The sequence below is a fragment of the Nocardia wallacei genome, from assembly GCF_014466955.1.
GTDB lineage: Bacteria > Actinomycetota > Actinomycetes > Mycobacteriales > Mycobacteriaceae > Nocardia > Nocardia wallacei.
In genome coordinates, this window is the sequence record NZ_AP023396.1 from 230,995 (window position 1) to 245,699 (window position 14,705).

14 protein-coding genes are annotated in these 14,705 nt (G+C 68.0%); 8 read left to right on the forward strand and 6 right to left on the reverse strand.

What is annotated here, in order from left to right; genetic code table 11:
* The first annotated feature begins 54 nt into the window (after positions 1 to 54).
* A complete protein-coding gene (locus NWFMUON74_RS01030; RefSeq protein WP_187686152.1) occupies positions 55 to 1,788 on the forward strand; it encodes an ABC transporter ATP-binding protein in 1,734 nt (577 codons plus the stop codon).
* Positions 1,785 to 3,731, forward strand: a complete 1,947-nt coding sequence (locus NWFMUON74_RS01035) for an ABC transporter ATP-binding protein (RefSeq protein WP_187686153.1) — start codon at positions 1,785 to 1,787, stop codon at positions 3,729 to 3,731. The genes NWFMUON74_RS01030 and NWFMUON74_RS01035 overlap by 4 nt, the downstream gene beginning before the upstream one ends.
* Here NWFMUON74_RS01035 and NWFMUON74_RS01040 read toward each other — a convergent pair.
* Positions 3,728 to 4,699 carry a helix-turn-helix transcriptional regulator gene (locus tag NWFMUON74_RS01040; protein WP_187686154.1) on the reverse strand — a complete coding sequence of 324 codons (972 nt, stop codon included), beginning with the start codon at positions 4,697 to 4,699 and terminating at the stop codon, positions 3,728 to 3,730. The two genes, NWFMUON74_RS01035 and NWFMUON74_RS01040, sit on opposite strands and share 4 nt — an antisense overlap.
* 61 nt (positions 4,700 to 4,760) lie before the next feature.
* Between NWFMUON74_RS01040 and NWFMUON74_RS01045 the strand changes: the two genes are divergently transcribed.
* The 3 genes from NWFMUON74_RS01045 to tgt are packed head-to-tail and all read left to right on the forward strand — an operon-like array spanning position 4,761 to position 7,058.
* On the forward strand, positions 4,761 to 5,345 hold the full coding sequence (locus NWFMUON74_RS01045) for a DinB family protein (protein ID WP_187686155.1): 585 nt from the start codon (positions 4,761 to 4,763) through the stop codon (positions 5,343 to 5,345).
* A 1-nt stretch (position 5,346) separates the two neighbouring features.
* The gene (locus NWFMUON74_RS01050; RefSeq protein WP_187686156.1) at positions 5,347 to 5,784 is read left to right on the forward strand and encodes a VOC family protein; all 438 of its coding nucleotides are present in this window, start codon (positions 5,347 to 5,349) and stop codon (positions 5,782 to 5,784) included.
* 32 nt (positions 5,785 to 5,816) lie between these two features.
* Positions 5,817 to 7,058: a tRNA guanosine(34) transglycosylase Tgt gene (gene tgt, locus NWFMUON74_RS01055; RefSeq protein ID WP_187686157.1), complete on the forward strand. Its 1,242-nt coding sequence runs from the start codon at positions 5,817 to 5,819 to the stop codon at positions 7,056 to 7,058.
* Here the strand turns inward: tgt and NWFMUON74_RS01060 are convergent.
* A complete protein-coding gene (locus NWFMUON74_RS01060; protein WP_187686158.1) occupies positions 7,049 to 7,822 on the reverse strand; it encodes a queuosine precursor transporter in 774 nt (257 codons plus the stop codon). The genes tgt and NWFMUON74_RS01060 overlap by 10 nt on opposite strands.
* Positions 7,823 to 7,871: 49 nt before the next feature.
* On the opposite strand from NWFMUON74_RS01060, the gene NWFMUON74_RS01065 reads away from it, so the two are divergent.
* On the forward strand, positions 7,872 to 8,447 hold the full coding sequence (locus NWFMUON74_RS01065; RefSeq protein WP_187686159.1) for a DUF4190 domain-containing protein: 576 nt from the start codon (positions 7,872 to 7,874) through the stop codon (positions 8,445 to 8,447).
* Between the two features lie 83 nt (positions 8,448 to 8,530).
* Here NWFMUON74_RS01065 and NWFMUON74_RS01070 read toward each other — a convergent pair whose 3' ends face one another.
* The 3 genes from NWFMUON74_RS01070 to NWFMUON74_RS01080 are packed head-to-tail and all read right to left on the reverse strand — an operon-like array spanning position 8,531 to position 10,796.
* Positions 8,531 to 9,310, reverse strand: coding sequence for an RDD family protein (locus NWFMUON74_RS01070; protein ID WP_187686160.1), 780 nt, complete (start codon positions 9,308 to 9,310; stop codon positions 8,531 to 8,533).
* A gap of 44 nt (positions 9,311 to 9,354) precedes the next feature.
* The gene (gene gluQRS / locus NWFMUON74_RS01075) at positions 9,355 to 10,290 is read right to left on the reverse strand and encodes a tRNA glutamyl-Q(34) synthetase GluQRS (protein ID WP_187686161.1); all 936 of its coding nucleotides are present in this window, start codon (positions 10,288 to 10,290) and stop codon (positions 9,355 to 9,357) included.
* A 35-nt stretch (positions 10,291 to 10,325) separates the two neighbouring features.
* Positions 10,326 to 10,796, reverse strand: a complete 471-nt coding sequence (locus tag NWFMUON74_RS01080) for a DUF309 domain-containing protein (protein ID WP_187686162.1) — start codon at positions 10,794 to 10,796, stop codon at positions 10,326 to 10,328.
* A gap of 405 nt (positions 10,797 to 11,201) precedes the next feature.
* Here NWFMUON74_RS01080 and NWFMUON74_RS01085 point away from each other — a divergent pair, with 405 nt between their 5' ends.
* Positions 11,202 to 11,405: a DUF397 domain-containing protein gene (locus NWFMUON74_RS01085; RefSeq protein WP_187688837.1), complete on the forward strand. Its 204-nt coding sequence runs from the start codon at positions 11,202 to 11,204 to the stop codon at positions 11,403 to 11,405.
* Positions 11,406 to 11,473: 68 nt separating this feature from the next.
* On the opposite strand, the gene qcrB is transcribed toward NWFMUON74_RS01085, so the two are convergent.
* Complete coding sequence (gene qcrB, locus NWFMUON74_RS01090; protein WP_187686163.1) at positions 11,474 to 13,105, reverse strand: cytochrome bc1 complex cytochrome b subunit; 1,632 nt, start codon at positions 13,103 to 13,105, stop codon at positions 11,474 to 11,476.
* A gap of 98 nt (positions 13,106 to 13,203) precedes the next feature.
* Here qcrB and NWFMUON74_RS01095 point away from each other — a divergent pair, with 98 nt between their 5' ends.
* Entirely contained in the window at positions 13,204 to 14,640 is a 1,437-nt protein-coding gene (locus NWFMUON74_RS01095) for a WS/DGAT/MGAT family O-acyltransferase (protein ID WP_187686164.1), read from the forward strand.
* Positions 14,641 to 14,705 lie beyond the last annotated feature (65 nt).

The window sequence follows — 14,705 nt, forward strand, 5'->3', positions numbered from 1 at the left end:
TCGGGCGAAATGGTGGGGGCGGCTGTCGGTCGGAGACGGTAGCCTGCACGCATCATGCTGATCAGACTGCTGCGCGAGTTCATGCGCCCCTACCGCACCCAGCTGGCGGGGGTCGTCGTGCTGCAACTGATCTCGGTGATCGCGATGCTGTACCTGCCCAGCCTGAACGCCGACATCATCGACAACGGCGTCACCAAGGGCGATATCGGCTACATCTGGCATACCGGGCTGTGGATGCTGGTGGTCACGGCCGTGCAGATCATCGCCTCGGCCTATTCGGTGTATCTCGGCGCGCAGGCGGCGATGGGCGCGGGCCGGGATGTGCGTGCGGCCCTGCTGCATCGGGTCTCCACCTTCTCCGCGCGCGAGGTCGGCATCTTCGGCGCGCCGTCGCTGATCACCCGCAACACCAATGACGTCCAGCAGGTCCAACTGCTGATCGTGATGAGCGCGACCATTCTGGTGATGGCCCCGATCATGTGTGTCGGCGGCATCGTCATGGCGCTGCGGCAGGATCTGGGCCTGTCCTGGCTGCTGCTGATCGCGGTCCCGGCGCTCGGGCTGACCATGGCCGTGATCATCTCCCGCATGGTGCCCGGCTTCCGCCGCATGCAGGAGCGCATCGACGCGGTGAATCGCGTACTGCGCGAACAGATCACGGGCATCCGGGTGGTCCGGGCATTCGTCCGCGAGCGCCAGGAGACGTGGCGTTTCGGCGTCGCCAACTCGGAGCTGACCGAGTCCTCACTGTACGTCGGGCGGCTGATGGCGCTGATGTTCCCGGCCGTGATGCTGATCAGCAACTTGACCACGGTGGCGGTGATCTGGTTCGGCGGGCACGCCATCGACTCGGGGGAGATGCAGATCGGTTCGCTGACCGCGATGCTCTCCTACATCATGCAGATCCTGATGGCGGTCATGATGGCCTCCTTCCTGGCCATGATGGCGCCGCGCGCGGCCGTCTCGGCCGAGCGCATCGCCGAGGTGCTGGAGACGGACTCGTCGGTGACGCCGCCGCCGTTGCCGCAGCCGTTCGCGTCCGATCCCGGCTCGGTGGACGTGGCCTTCGCCGAATTCAAGTTCCCCGGCGCGGAAAAGCCGGTGCTGCGGGCCATTCGGTTCCGGGTGGAGCCGGGGCAGACCACCGCCGTCGTGGGCTCCACCGGTTCCGGTAAGACCACGCTGATCAATCTCATCCCGCGGCTGATCGACGTGACCGACGGTGCGGTGTACGTGGGCGGCACCGATGTCCGCCACATCGACCTGGACCTGCTGCGCTCGCAGATCGGCCTGGTCCCGCAGAAGGCATACCTGTTCTCCGGCACGATCGCCTCCAACCTGCGCTACGGCGACCCGGAGGCCACCGACGAACAACTCTGGCACGCGCTCGAGGTCGCGCAGGCCGCCGATTTCGTCCGCGAGATGCCCCAGGGGCTGGAAACGCCTGTCGCACAAGGGGGTACCACCGTATCCGGTGGTCAGCGCCAACGGTTGGCGATCGCCCGCGCGGTGGTGAAGAAGCCAAAGATCTACCTGTTCGACGACTGCTTCTCCGCCCTAGACGTCGCCACCGACGCCCGGGTGCGCGAGGCGCTGCGGCCCGAGACGGCCGCGGCCGCGGTCATCACGGTGGCCCAGCGCATCACGACCGTGCGCGACGCCGACCAGATCGTGGTGCTGGAGGACGGCGCGATGGTCGGCCTCGGCAAGCACGACCAGCTGCTGCGCGACTGCCCGGAGTACCGGGAGATCGTGGAGTCCCAGCTCGGAGTGGAGGAGGTGCGATGAGGCCCGGCATGCCCGGTCCCGGCGCCCCCGACACCCGGGCCAAGTCGTTCGGTCCCTCGATGAAACGCCTGCTGCGCCGCCTCGCGCCGGAGCGGGTGTACCTGATCGCGATCCTGCTGCTCGCGGTGACGGCCGTGGTGCTCAACGTCCTCGGCCCGCAGCTGCTCGGCAAGGCCACCAACCTGATCTTCGACGGCGTCGTCGGCAAGCAACTTCCGGCCGGGCTCACCAAGGACCAGGCCATCGCGTCGCTGCGCGCCCAGGGGCAGGACAAGCTGGCCGACATGCTCGCGGGCATGCACGTAATCCCCGGCGCCGGAGTCGATTTCGGCGCCGTCGGCCGGGTGCTGCTGGTGGTACTGGTGATCTACCTGTGCGCCGCGGTGTTCACCTGGCTGCAGGCGTACCTGCTGAACCTCGTCATCAACCGCACGGTGAAACGGCTGCGCAGCGATATCGAGGACAAGATCCACCGGTTGCCGCTGAGCTACTTCGATTCCACGCCGCGCGGCGACCTGCTCTCCCGCGTCACCAACGATGTCGACAACATCGCCCAGAGCCTGAATCAGACCATCAGCCAACTGCTCATCTCGGTGCTGTCGGTGATCGGCATCCTGGCCATGATGTTCTGGATCTCGCCGCTGCTGGCGCTGATCGCGTTGCTCACGGTGCCGGCGGCGGTGATCGTCACCGCGCAGATCGCCAAGCGGTCCAAGCCGCACTTCATCGATCAGTGGAAATACACCGGCCTGGTGAACGCGCAGGTCGAGGAGGCCTACACCGGCCACGAGATCGTCACGGCCTTCGGCCGGGTGAGCGAGGTCGGCCGGGAGTTCGACAAGCGCAACGACAAGCTCTACGAGTCCAGCTTCCGGGCGCAGTTCATCTCCGGGCTGATCATGCCGGTGATGATGTTCATCGGGAACCTGAACTACGTGCTGATCGCGGTGGTCGGCGGTCTGCGGGTGGCCTCGGGCGGCCTGTCACTGGGTGAGGTGCAGGCGTTCATCCAGTACTCCCGCCAGTTCAGCCAGCCGCTCACGCAGATCGGTTCGATGGTCAACCTGCTGCAGTCCGGGGTCGCCTCGGCCGAGCGGATCTTCGAAATCCTCGACGCCGAGGAGCAGGTGCCGGATCCGGTCGAGGAGGATTCCCGCCCGGTGGACCGCGGCCGGGTGGAGTTCGAGTCGGTGTCGTTCCGCTACGAGCCGGACAAGCCGGTGATCGAGGACCTCTCGCTGGTGGCCGAGCCCGGTCACGTGGTCGCCATCGTCGGGCCCACCGGCGCCGGCAAGACCACGCTGGTGAATCTGCTGGAGCGGTTCTACGAGCTGGATTCCGGCGCGATCACCATCGACGGCGTCGACATCACCCGCATCACCCGCGACCATCTGCGCTCCCGCATCGGCATGGTGCTGCAGGACACCTGGCTGTTCGGCGGCACGATCCGCGAGAACATCGCCTACGGCAACACCGCGGCGAGCGAGGACGAGATCGTGGCCGCGGCCCGCGCCGCCTACGTCGACCGGTTCGTGCACTCCCTGCCCGACGGCTACGACACGGTGATCGATGAGGAGGGCTCGGGCGTCAGCGCGGGCGAGAAGCAGCTCATCACCATCGCCCGCGCCTTCCTGGCCAAACCGTCCATCCTGATCCTGGACGAGGCCACCAGTTCGGTCGACACTCGCACCGAGCTGCTGGTGCAGCAGGCCATGGCGGCACTGCGGCGCGACCGCACGAGTTTCGTCATCGCGCACCGTCTGTCGACGATCCGCGACGCCGACACGATCGTGGTGATGGCGAAGGGCCGCATCGTCGAGCACGGCACCCACACCGAGCTGCTGGCCCGCCGCGGCGCCTACTACAAGCTCTACAACGCCCAATTCGCCGGTGCCGCGGTCGATCAGGACCTGGTGGACGAGGAATCCGTCGACATCGTCTAGTCGGACCGGTCCACCGGTTCGGCCATCGCGGCGAGCCGGTTCGCGAGTTCGGTTGCGGCCGTTCGCAGTTCGGGTGGTTCGAGTACCTGTGCCTCGAATCCGAGCCACGCGGTCTGCACGGCGATCTGGTCCAGGTTCTCGCCTGCGACGACGAGTACGCACCACCCGTCCCGGTCCTGTTCCACCCGGCCCACCTGCGGGGGTACGAGTTCACGCACCTGTTCGGGCCTGGCCCGCAACCGAATTCGGGCGAGGTGCCGGTAGGGCGCCTCGGTGACGGCCCGCTGGACGTAGGCGGCCGGGTCCGGGTGGTCGCGCGGGCGGAAGCGCCAGGTGGTCGCCTCCAGATCGCGCATGCGGTCGAGGCGGAAGGTGCGCCAGTCGTCGCGGTCGACGTCCCAGGCCATCAGGTACCAGCGGCGGCCCGTGGTGACCATGCGCACCGGCTCGACCGTGCGCTCGCGCGATTCGCCGTCGCGCCCGGCGTAGCGGAAGCGCACCCGCACCGCGTCGCGCCGGGCGCGGGCGAGCGTCACCAGCAATTCCGCGTCGATCGCCACGCCCGGATCGGCCAGTGTCTCGGTTGCGCCGTGCACCGCCCGCACCTCGGCGCGCAGCCGCGGCGGCATCACCTGGTCCAGCTTGGCCAGTGCCCGCAGCGCCGCCTCGCCCGCGCCGGCGACCGTGCCGCCCGCCGCGAGCCGCAGTGACACCGCGGTCGCGATGGCCTCCTCGTCGTCGAACAGCAGCGGCGGCAGCCGGGTGCCCGCGCCGAGCTGATAGCCGCCGCCGACCCCGGCCGTCGCGTGCACGGGATAGCCGAGTGCGCGCAGCCGCTCCACGTCGCGGCGCACCGAGCGATCGGTGACGCCCAGCTCGGCGGCCAGTTCGGTGGCGGTCCAGGACGGCCGGCGCTGCAGCAGCGACAGCAGTCGCAGTACGCGCTCGGTCGTCGCCTCGACGGTCACGCGGCCATCGTCGCACAGATCACGGACCGAATCTGTCCGCTATTTGAGGCAGGCTGGGGGCATGACCGACCAGACCTGGAATCCCCTACTCCGCGAGCAGCTCAGCTGGCACTGGTCCCATCAGCTGCGTTCCCGCCTCGAGGGCCTGACCGACGACGAGTACTTCTGGGAGCCCGTGCCCGACTGCTGGAACGTCCGGCCGCGCGGCACCGGGACCGCCCCGGTACAGGCCGGAGCCGGCGCGATGACCATCGACTTCGCCTTTCCGCCACCCGAACCGCCGCCGTTCACGACCATCGCGTGGCGCCTCGGTCACGTGATCGTCGGTGTACTGGCGATGCGCAACGCCGCGCACTTCGGTGGCGAGCCGACCGACTACCAGTCCTTCGAGTACGCCCCGACCGCCGCCGCGGCGCTGGCCCAGCTCGATTCCGAGTACGCCGCCTGGCTGGCCGGGGTCGAATCCCTCGGCGACGACGGCCTGGCCCGCCCGTGCGGCGAGGCCGAAGGGCCCTATGGCGACATGCCGCTGGCTACGCTGGTGCTGCACATCAATCGTGAAGTGATTCACCACCTTTCCGAGGTGTGCCTGCTGCGTGATCTGTACCTGCACACCCGTCACCCGATCCGACAGGAGGCGAGCTGACATGGCCCGCGACATCCAGATCACCTTCGACGCCGGCGACCCGGCCGCGCTGTCCGCGTTCTGGGCCGAGGCCCTCGGCTACCAGTTGCAGCCGCCGCCGGGCGGTTTCGAATCCTGGGACCAAGCCCTGGAGGCGATGGGCGTGCCGCCCGAGCGCCGCAACGACGCCTCCGCCCTGAGCGACCCCGAAGGTGTCGGGCCGCGACTGTTCTTCCAGCGGGTGCCGGAGGGCAAGACGGCCAAGAACCGCGTGCACCTCGATGTGCGCGTCGCGCCCGGGCTCGAGGGTGACGCCCGGATGGCCGCACTCGAGCAGGAGGCGCAGCGGCTCGGCGCACTCGGCGCGAAACGGCTCGAGCGGCACGAACCGCAACCCCCGCTCGGATACGGCCACATCGTGATGGCCGATCCCGAGGGCAACGAGTTCTGCCTCGACTGAGCGCGCCCGCGGCGGCCTGGCACTATGTCTGCGTGCCCGATCCCGCGTCGTTCTCGTTCACCGTCGGTACCCGTGTGGCGGGCCGGCACGCGCGAACCGGCGTGATCACGACCCCGCACGGCGACATCGCGACCCCGGCCTTCGTCCCCGTCGGCACCAAGGCGACGGTGAAGGCCGTGCTGCCCGAGACGATGGCGGAACTCGGCGCGCAGGCCCTGCTGGCCAACGCCTACCACCTGTACCTGCAGCCCGGGCCCGACATCGTGGACGAGGCCGGCGGGCTGAGCCGGTTCATGAACTGGCCGGGGCCGACCTTCACCGACAGCGGCGGGTTTCAGGTGATGTCGCTGGGCGTCGGGTTCAAGAAGGTGCTCGCGATGGACGCCGTCGGGGTGCGCAACGACGACGTGATCGCGAAGGGCAAGGAGCGGCTGGCGGTCGTCGACGACGACGGCGTCACCTTCCGCTCCCACCTGGACGGCTCGAAACACCGGTTCACGCCGGAGGTTTCGATGGGCATCCAGCACCGGCTCGGCGCCGACATCATGTTCGCCTTCGATGAGCTCACCACCCTGCTCAATACCCGTGGCTACCAGGAGAAGTCGCTGCGGCGCACACACGAGTGGGCGCAGCGCTGCATCGATGAGCACGAGCGGCTCACCGCGGCCCGCGGTCATCGCCCCTACCAGGCCCTGTTCGCGGTGATCCAGGGTGCGCAGTACGAGGACCTGCGCCGCAAGGCCTGCCGCGAGCTGGACGCGATGCGCGGCCGCGCCGGAACCGAATTCGACGGCTTCGGCATCGGCGGCGCGCTGGAGAAGCAGAACCTCGGCACCATCGTCGGCTGGTGCGCCGACGAGCTGCCCGAGGACAAGCCGCGGCATCTGCTGGGGATCAGCGAGCCGGAGGATCTGTTCGTCGCGGTGGAGAACGGCGCGGACACCTTCGACTGCGTCAACCCGTCGCGGGTCGCCCGCAACGCGGCCATCTATGTGGACACCGGCCGTTTCAACATCAACACCAGCCGCTTCCGCCGCGACTTCACCCCCATCGATGAGACCTGCGATTGCTACACCTGTGCGCACTACACCCGCGCCTACCTCCATCACCTGTTCAAGGCGAAGGAGATGCTGGCGTCGACCCTGTGCACAATCCACAACGAACGCTTCACCGTGCGTCTGGTCGACCGCATCCGCGCCAGCATCGACGGCGGTTACTTCGACGAGTTCAAGGCGAAGGCGCTCGGCCGCTGGCAGAGCCGGGCTCAGCTGTAGATGGCCGGGCGGTCCAGCGGTTCGTAGGTGGGCTCGTGCTTCTTCAGCAGCGCGATGCAGCGGTAGCTGATCGGCAGCACCACCACCTCGACCAGGGTCTTCCACAGGAAGCCGACGATCACGTAGTTGACGAACGCGCCCCAGGTGTCGATGCCGATGGCGGTCGCCGCGATCGAGCAGAACACCAGCGTGTCACCGAATTCCCCGGCGACGGTGGAGCCGAGCAGCCGGGCCCAGAGGTGCTTTTCCTTGGTGCGTTCCTTGATCAGCACCAGTGTCACCGAGTTGAGGAACTGTCCCACCACGAATCCGGCCAGCCCGGCCGCGACCAGTTGCGGGGTGGTGCCGACGATCGTGCGGAAGGCGTTCTGGTTTTCGTAGAAGCCGGCCGCGGGCAGTCCGATGGCGATCCAGAAGCAGACCACCATCAGCAGCAGCATGGCGAATCCGTAGTAGACGGTGCGGCGCATGGCACGGAAGCCGTACACCTCGCTCAGTACGTCGCCGATGACGTAGGCGAGCGGGAACAGGAAGAACGCGCCGTCGGTGGTGATCGGCAGGATCTCCAGCGGTCCCAGCGACAGCTGGTGGTCGGTGAAGAACTGCACGCCCTTGGTGGCGCAGATGTTGGAGATCATCAGGGTGGCCGTGAACAAGGTCACGATCAGCGTGAACGGACCCCCCGCGGCCTGCGCGAATGCTGCGTGCGCGGGCGCGGGGCGCCCAGACCCGTCGGCTGCTGTGGTATCGCTGGTATCCCTCACGAGGTGACGACGATACCGGCCCGGAGCCGTCGTGGAATAGGCTGTGCCAATGACGAATCCCGGCGATTCCGACGAATGGTGGAAGCAATACGGCGGCGAGGGCGTGTCGTCGGAATCGGGGGGCCATGCCGAGGTGCCACCGCCCCCGTCCGCGCCGCCCGCGGGGTACTCCTCGGGTCAGCAGCAGGCGCAGCCGCCGGTGACTCCGCCGCCGCAGCAGCAGTACCCGAGTTATCCACAGCAGCCCTACGGCCAGGCGGGTGCGCAAGCGTACGGTCAGCCCGGCGCACAGCAGTACGGTCAACCGCAGTACCCCCAGCAGCCCTACGGCCAGCCCGCCTACGGCTATCCGGCCGGTGGCGCCTACCAGCCCTACGGTTATCCCCAGAGTCAGGCCCAGGGCACCAACGGTCTCGCGATCGGTTCCCTGATCGCCTCGATCCTCGGCCTGTGCACCTGCATCGGCGCGATCGTCGGCATCATCCTGGGCATCATCGCCCTGAACCAGATCAAGGAGCGCGGCGGTGAAGGACGCGGCCTGGCCCTGTCGGGCATCTGGGTCGGCGCCGTCGCCATCGTCCTGCAGATCGTCTGGGTCGTCGTCAACATCGCCCTGTCGAGCTGAGCCTGGAACAAGGCAAGAACAAGGCAAGGGGCGCATCCGGATCCGGATGCGCCCCTTGGCTATTGCGGGTTTCGACGTACGGGTCAGCCCTTGACGACCTGCGTGCCGCCCGCGAACTTGTCGTGCCAGCCCTGCTTGGCGGGGTCCTGGGAGATCGTCACGGCGATGTAGATGATCATGCCGAGTTCGATCAGCGGGCCCAGGCACGGAATGATCGAGAACAGGTACCACACGTTGCGCTTGAACGAGGCGGCCGCCTCCAGCGTGCCGCCACCCGGGGCGAGCACCCGCAGGCCGAGCAGCTTCTTGCCGAGCGTGGCACCCTGCGAGGTCTCCAGTCCCACGTTGTAGGCAACGTACGCCAACGCCATGACGATGCCCTGCACGATCTGGATGGCGAGGCTGTTGCCGAGGAAGAAGAAGATGACCGCGACCGGGATACCGACGATCAAGCCATCGATCACGCGGGCGCCGAAACGCACGCCCAGGTCACCGGGGACCGTGCCCGGCGGGACGCCCGGTGCGCCGTACTGGGGCTGGCCGTAGGGCTGCTGACCGTAAGGCTGGCCGGGCTGCTGGCCGTAGGGCTGGCCGGGCTGGCCGTAGGGCTGGCCAGGCTGCTGCGGGTACGGCTCCTGCTGGCCGTACTGCGGCTGCCCGCCCTGCGGGTACTGCTGGCCGTATTGGGGCTGGCCGCCCTGCGGGTACTGCTGGCCGTACGGCTGTTGCTGCCCGTACTGCTCCTGACCCGGATATTGCTGGCCGCCTTGCGGATACTGCTGTCCACCGCCCTGGGGATACGGCTGGCCATACGGCTGGCCGCCCTGCGGATACTGGTTGGGGTCGTACCCACCGCTCGTCATCAATAGTCCTTGTGAATGGTTGTGGCTTCGGGCTTCTGCGTACGTTACGGATTCCCGCCGGATTTCACCATGTTCACGGGGTCGAGTGTCCATGGTTCGCGCGGCAGCGTATCGGGTCGGAAGCCGTCGAGCAGCGCGGCGGGGGTGGAACCGGTACGGCCGAGGGAATTCGCCAGCAGCGCGACGACTTCCCGCGGTGTCTCGCCCAGGGCCGCGCGATCGGCCAGCGTGACCGCGCCGTCGCGCTTGGCCAGCCGCTTCCCGTCCCGGTTGAGCACCAGCGGCACGTGGGCGTACCGCGGTATCGGGAAGCCGAGCACGGTGGCCAGATAGGCCTGGCGCGGAGTGGAGGACAGCAGGTCGTCCCCGCGCACCACCTGGTCGATGCCCTGTTCGGCATCGTCGACCACGACGGCGAGGTTGTATGCGGGGGTGCCGTCGCCGCGGCGCAGCACGAAATCGTCCACCACACCCCGGTAGACGCCGTGCAATTCGTCCTCGATCTCGAATTCGGTTGTCTCGGAGCGTAAACGGAGCGCCGGGGAGCGGCCGGTGGCGCGGCGGGCGGCGCGCTCGGCGGCGGTGAGGTCGCGGCAGGTGCCCGGGTAGGCGCCCAGCGGACCGTGCGGCGCTGCCGCCGCCTGCTGGATTTCCCTTCGGGTGCAATAACATTCGTAGGTCATCCCGGCCGCGGCCAGAGTGTCGATGGCCGCGCGGTGCCGGTCCAGCCGTTCGGATTGCCACAGCACCGGCGGGTCCCAGTCCAGGCCGAGTGCGGACAGATCGGCGAGCTGGCGTTCGGCGGCGCCGGGACGCACCCGGTCGAGATCCTCGACGCGCAGATAGAACGCGCGTCCCGTCGACCGCGCGAACAGCCATGCCAGCAGCGCGGTGCGCAGATTGCCCAGATGCAGATCGCCCGACGGGCTCGGCGCGAACCTGCCCGCCCCCGGCCGGGCCGGCTGCTCATCGGTGGACATGTCGGTCCTTCGTAGGTCGCACGCGCGCGTCGCGTTCAGGCCCGTAGACGCGGGCGCAACCGGTCCTCGCCGACCGCGCGGCCGGCCGCCAGATCCGCCAGCAGACTCTCGGCATGGTCGATCAGGCCGGGGCTGTCGATGCCGTAGGGGGTGGGTCCGTAGGCGCTCAACCGGCCCACGGCCCGCTCCAGCAGGGTACGAGCCCCCTTCGGGTTGCCGCGCTGGATGTGGGTGAGGCCGACCGCGTACTGGGCCAGACCCTGCCACAGCATCCGCTCCGCGAACGGACCGTTCTTCCACGCGCCCTCGAGGACTTCGTGGGCATTGAAGGCCAGGCCGTCGTCCAGCAGTCGCTGCGCGTAGTCCAGCGTCTCGTCGGGCGGAAGGTCCAAATCGTCGGGTACGCGCTCGACACCGACGCTGCCCGGCGGCAAAGGGCGCCCGAATCGGTCCCGGGGGCGGGCATTTCGGGCGCGTCCGACATCGTCTCGATCACGTTCGACCACCACTCCATGATCCACGGTTTCGCGGGCGCGGCGATTCGCGGGTCCGGGCACAGTCGTACGGCCGTACGTGAATTCGTTTTTCTCATGAGGTTTGCAGTATGCCATCCGAGCCGTTGCAGCAATTATCTCGCTACCCTAATCGAGTCCGCAATAAAGTGAAATACGCACGATTGAAAACGAAAAGTAAACAGCAGCACATTGCGTCGGCCTGCTAATGTGCACGCCGGGGGTGATCCCCCCGTAGTGTCCGCGAGCGGACCGGTGCTTCGAACGCACCACAATGCAATGTTGCGCGCTACTGCCAGGCGCATCGCGAGTTTCCATATGAAAATGGGATCTCGGTACCAGAAAAGCGAAGCCAGGGTTATCTCGTTCTCGATGCAGCAAAGGAGCAGTGCCGTGCAGATGGATTCGACCGGTGCCGTGTGGCGCAAGAGCACGTACAGCGGCCCCGATGGAAACTGCGTAGAAGTCGCATTTCTAGTCGACGGCAATGTTGCAGTTCGCGACACCAAGGACCGCGGACACGGTCCGGTGTTGGCTTTCACACCCGGCGCGTGGGATGCCTTTGTCACGCGGATCAGCGCGGAGGAGTTCGGGCGGGCCTGATCGGCGGCCCCGAACGAGGTGAGCACGGGCCCCGGGTCGACGCGACTCGGGGCCTTCGCGATTCCGGGTTACCCGTGTCGGTTCTCGTTCTCCTGATACCGCCGCAGCACCGCCAGCTGCTCGTGCTCCTGTTCGCGCTCGGTGGCGCGCAGCTGCTCGATCTCCGGCGGCGGATCGGCGCGCAGGAAGGCGCCGCTGCCGGGTTTGCCGGACAGGCCGAGCCGATTCAGCTTCTTCGGCACCGGTGCGCCCTGATACGGCAGCGGAATCGGGTGCCCGTGCTCGTCGACCGGGCCCAGCGGCTGGTGCAGTTCGATGTACTCACCGTGCGGCAGGCGCCGGACCACGCCGGTCTCGATGCCGTGCTCGAGTACGCTGCGGTCGCTGCGCTGCAGGGCCAGGCACAGCCGGTAGGCCGCGAGGTAGGCCAGCGGCGGCGCGAGGAGCAGGGCGATGCGGAAGAACCAGGTCGTCGCGTTCAGGGAGATGTCGAACTGGAACGCGATGATGTCGTTGACGCAGGCCAGGGTGAGCGTCACGTAGAAGGCCAGCGACATGGCGCCGATCGCCGTGCGCACGGGCACGTCGCGGGGGCGCTGCAGCAGGTTGTGGCGCGCGTAGTCCTTGGTGAGCCGCTTCTCGATCCACGGATAGGCGATCAGGGCGACGAAGATCAGCGGCATCAGGATCGCCACCGAGAACGCGCCCGGCACCGTGTGCCCGAAGATGTACAGCTCCCAGGCCGGGAACAGCCGCAGGAAGCCGTCGGTCCACATCAGGTAGAAGTCGGGCTGAGTACCCGCCGACACCTGAGAGGGGTTGTAGGGCCCCAGATTCCAGATCGGATTGATCTGCAGCACCCCGCCCATGATCGCCAGCACGCCGAGCGTGAACATGAAGAACGCGCCCTGATCCAGCGAGAACACCGGCACGATGCGGGTGCCGACGACGTTCTTCTCGGTGCGCGCCGGTCCGGGGTACTGGGTGTGTTTCTGATACCAGACCAGGGCGATGTGGGCGGCGATCAGGGCCAGCATGATGCCGGGGAACAGCAGCACGTGCGCGACGTACAGGCGCGGAATGATGATGTCGCCCGGGAAGTCGCCGCCGAACATCAGCCAGTGCGTCCAGGTGCCGATCACCGGGATGCTCATCGTGATGCCCGCGAACGCCGCGCGCAGGCCCGTGCCGGAGAGCAGATCGTCGGGCAGCGAGTAGCCGAAGAAGCCCTCGAACATCGCGATGATCAGCAGGATCGAGCCGATCACCCAGTTCGCTTCGCGCGGTTTGCGGAACGCGCCGGTGAAGAAGATCCGGCACAGGTGCACGATCATCGACGCCGCGAAAAGCAGTGCGGCCCAATGGTGTACCTGCCGCACGAACAGCCCGCCGCGCACATCGAAGGTGATCTGCAGCGCCGACTCGTAGGCGCGCGACATGGTCACCCCGCGCAGCGGCTGGTACGTGCCGTTGTAGACCACCTCCGTCATCGACGGGTCGAAGAACAGCGTCAGATACACCCCCGACAGCAGCAGGATGATGAAGCTGTACAGCGCGATCTCACCGAGCAGGAACGACCAGTGCGTCGGGAAGACCTTGTTGATGGATCTCTTGACGAAATTGGCCGCTCGATATCGCTGATCGGCGGAATCGGCTTGCGCGGCCAGGCCGCGACCGAGGGCGCCTTGCTGTGTCGCCATCGCGATCACCCCACCCAGGGAGAGAACTGATCTTCTACTACAGACGGTAGCACTTCCGTCCGGGCCGATCCATGGCTTCGCGGGATATCGTCTGCGGCGTGGATGCGCTGACGCCCCAGGACGCGACCAGGTACTGGTTGTCCCGCCGGACGTGCAACGACCTGTTCCTGCTGTACTGCTTCACCGACACCGGGGTGCCGTCCGATGTCCTGTGTGCGGGGCTGGCCGAGCGTGCCCGGCGCATCGCCGACCTCTCGGTGCGGGTGCGGGAGCGGCGGTTCGCCTATCCCTCCTGGGTTCCCGCCGATTTCGGCGCCGCCCCGATCACCGAACCTGCCTTCGCCGCGCCAACCTGGACGAATATCGTTGCGGCACTGGGGGACCTGCTCACCGACGGTGTGGACGCCGCGCGGTGCCCATGGCGGCTACACCTGTTCCGCGGCGTGCTCGGCGCGCCGGGCGGTGACGATCCCGCTCTCGTCGCGGTTCTCCAGCTCTCACACGCACTCGCCGACGGCCGCCGCGCCGCCTCCGTCGCCCGCGCATTGTTCACGGAGGTGGGGGGCACTGCCGAGTCCCTGCCTGCCCGCGCGGACAGGACCGGCGAACACGATCGCGACGGGCTGGGGATCGGTGTGGACAGGTCGGACGCCGATTGCTCGGCGGGTGGGGCCGCTGACCGGATGAAAGATGTTGCGCGGGAGTTCGCTTCGTTGTCGATGTTTCCGGTTGCATCAGGGCGCACGGTGGTCCGGGGTATCGCCGCCGAGCGGGCGCGTCGAAAGCTGGCGGAACTCACCGAGCGAGGCGAGGTGCCGCGGCCTGCCGCCGACTACCCGCCCACGTCGCTCAACCGGTCGCCGGCACCGGCCGCGCACGTGGTTCGCATACTCGTTCGGGATGACCTGCACGTTCCTGGGCGCACCGTCACCGTGACGGTGCTGACGGCGATCGGCGCGGCGCTGACCCGGTATCTCGAATCGTGCGGTGAGTCGCCTGCCGCGCTCGCGGCGCAGGTCTCGATGGCGCGTCCGGATCGAAATACCCACTCGCGCAACAATTACCGCGATGTCGGCGTCGAACTGTATGGCACCGAGCCGGATCCGTGCCGACGCGCCGACCGTATCGCCGCCGACCTCGAGCTGCGCCGAATTCGTGCCGCGCACCCGCTGTTCGCGGCCCGGGACCGCGTCACCGATGCGCTGCCCGCGCCCGTGCTACGCCGCGACATCGCCACGTATCCGATGGATCTGGTACCCGACGCCCTCTCCGGTCATACGGTCGTCTCCAGTGTGAATCGCGGCCCGGCCGACCTGACCCTCGGCGGCGGCCGCGTCCGATTCACCGCCGGTTTCCCGGCCCTCGGCACCGTCATGCACCTCACCCACGGCGTCCACGGCCTGGGCGCCACAGTGGCCGTGTCGATTCACGCCGATCCGGCGGCCGTCACAGCTGTGGACAACTACGCGAACCTGCTCGACACCGCGTTGAGCGAGGTGGTCGACGCGCTACGCTCGCAACCCACCGCGCCCTAGCCGTCTTCTCGACCGATGATTTCGGCACTCCGCGACCGTCTACTTCTGCGGGGTTCCCACGCCCG